The sequence below is a fragment of the Microbacterium sp. Bi128 genome (assembly GCF_918698205.1).
Genome location: NZ_CAKKMM010000747.1, coordinates 1 through 2,488, shown reverse-complemented (window position 1 = coordinate 2,488; position 2,488 = coordinate 1). Strand labels below are relative to the sequence as shown.

1 protein-coding gene and 1 pseudogene are annotated in these 2,488 nt (G+C 67.8%); both read right to left on the bottom strand.

Annotation, left to right across the window (positions count from 1 at the left end; genetic code table 11):
• Window positions 1-1,738 (bottom strand): alpha-glucosidase (locus LQV45_RS25710; RefSeq protein ID WP_230009474.1); only part of this gene is annotated, 1,738 nt, incomplete at its 3' end.
• 148 nt (window positions 1,739-1,886) lie between these two features.
• Window positions 1,887-2,488, bottom strand: a pseudogene (locus LQV45_RS25705) (mechanosensitive ion channel); the annotation flags it as partial.

Sequence of the window (2,488 nt, the reverse complement as noted above, 5' to 3'; positions counted from 1 at the left end):
GATAGTTGCCCAGGACCAGCTCCGCGTCAGCCCAGGCCTCGTCCCCGAGGTCCGCGTCGCGCACCTCGCCGGAGAAGTTGCCCAGCACCAGCAGCTCCGGAATCCCGGCGCCGTCCGTGGGACCGTCTGCGCCGGAAGAAACGGCTGAACCGGGCCCAGTCAGGGCCCGGGTGAACGCATAGACGTGCGGGTCTTCCGGCAGCAGCATGGTGAAGTTCCCGTGCGAGACCACCGGTTCCGCATGCCGCAGCGCTATCACCTGGCGGTAGAAGCTGTAGACCGACTCCGGATCATCCACCTGGGCGGCGGCGTTGATGTGGTTGGCATTCGGGTTCACCGCGATCCAGGGTGCCCCGGTGGTGAAGCCGGCATGCCGGGAGGCGTCCCACTGGACCGGGGTCCGCGCGTTGTCCCGGTTCAGCGGCGCGAGGGCGGCGAGGACCTCTGCGTCGGTGTGGCCCAGGTGCGTGGTGGCTTCGCGGTGGTGGTTGAGGACCTCGATGTCGCGGTAATCGCTGATCGCGCCGAACGTCATGTTGGTCATGCCCAGTTCTTCACCCTGGTAGACGTAGGGCGTGCCGCGGTGCAGGTGCAGGACGCCGGCCAGCATTTTGGCGGAGAGCGCGCGGTATCGGGGGCTGTCGTCGCCGAAGCGGGACACGGCGCGGGCCTGGTCGTGGTTGCCCCAGTACAGGCTGTTCCAGCCCGTCTCGGCCAGCCCGTCCTGCCAGCGGCCCAGGGTCCGCTTCAGCTCGGTGAGCAGGAGTTTCTTGGGCCGCCACTTGTCGCCGTCCTCCTGGTCCAGCGCCACGTGCTCGAACTGAAACACCATGTCCACCTCGGCCCGGGCGGGGTCGGTGTACAGGATGGCGTCGTCCACGGTCACGCCGGGCATTTCGCCGACGGTGAGCAGTTCGCCGGTGCGCTTCGCGAAGACTTCCCGGTGCATCTCCTGCAGGAACTCGTGCATGCGGGGGCCGTCGATGTAGAACGGGGAGCCGTCACCAAAGAGCTTGCCGTCGGCCACCGGGCCGTCCGGGAGCGAGGTGTCCTTGGAGATGAAGTTGATGACGTCCATCCGGAACCCGTCCACGCCTCGGTCCAGCCACCAGTTCATCATCTCGTAGACCGCGGCGCGGACCTCCGGATTCTCCCAGTTCAGGTCCGGCTGCTTCTTCGAAAAGATGTGCAGGTAGTACTCCCCGGTGGCCTGGTCGAACTCCCACGCGGGCCCGGAGAACGCCGAGCCCCAGTTGGTCGGCTCCGCCGCCTTGCGCCGCGGGGAGGCGCCGGCGTCGACGTCCCGCGGCGGCCGCCACCAGTACCAGTCGCGCTTCGGGTTCTCCTTCGAGGACCGGGATTCCACGAACCACGGGTGCTCGTCCGAGGTGTGGTTGACCACCAGGTCCATCACCAGCTTCATGCCGCGCGCGTGCAGCCCGTCGGTCAGTTCCCGGAGCTCCTCGAGGGTACCGAACAGCGGGTCCACGTTCCGGTAGTCGCTGATGTCATAGCCGTTGTCGTCCTGCGGGGAGGTGTAGATCGGGGAGAGCCAGACGACGTCGACCCCCAGCCGCTGGCGGTAGTCCAGCATGCTGATGATGCCGCGGAGGTCGCCGATGCCGTCGCCGTTGGAGTCGGCAAAGCTGCGCGGATAGATCTGATAGACGACGGCGCGTTGGAACCAGTCGCCGGCAGTCGCCTTGGGTGTTTCCGTGGGGGCTTCTTCGACCGTCATGGGGACTCCTCAGCTGGTCCGGCAGACAAGGGGGCAGCGCGTTGCTGACCCGCCAACGTCTGATTATTGATCAGTTGGCGGGGGCTGGGAAGACCTGCCCGGTCCGGCTGTGCTGTCCTGCTGTCCAGGCGCGGCCGCCCCTCCCCGGCTAGTTCTGCGAGGCGATGGCGTTGTCGCGGTCCTCGAAGACGTCCTCGCCCGGTCCGGAGAAGGCCTTGGAGCGCTGGATCGCCTCGATGGATCCGGTGAACAGCTGGGAGTCGTGGGGATCCGGGTGCCGGTGGTGCTCGGCCGTAGCCATGCCGGGGCGCTGGGACCCCGTGACGGCGTCGGGCGCGTTGCCGGAAGTGGACGCCGCCAGCGCCGACGGCAGCGATTCGAGGCGGACGTGGGGGAGCGCCTTCGGGTGGTCCTGCTGCAGGAACAGCACCAGTTCCTCGCGGATCAGGCAGCGGAGGTCGAACAGGGAGGCGCTGTCCGCGGCGCTGACCAGGATGCGCACGCGGACAAAGCCGGCGGTGGCGTCCGTGATCTGCAGGATCCCCACACGCTTGTCCCACAACGGCGTATCGGCCAGGACCTTCTTCAGCTCGCCGCGCATTGCCTCGACGGGAGCGCGCCAGTCGAGGTCGAACTCCACGGTGCCCATGACCTCGGACTGCCGCCGGGTCCAGTTCTCGAAGGGGGTGGTGGTGAAGTACGTCGAGGGCAGGATCAGCCGGCGGTCGTCCCAGATGTGGACCACCACGT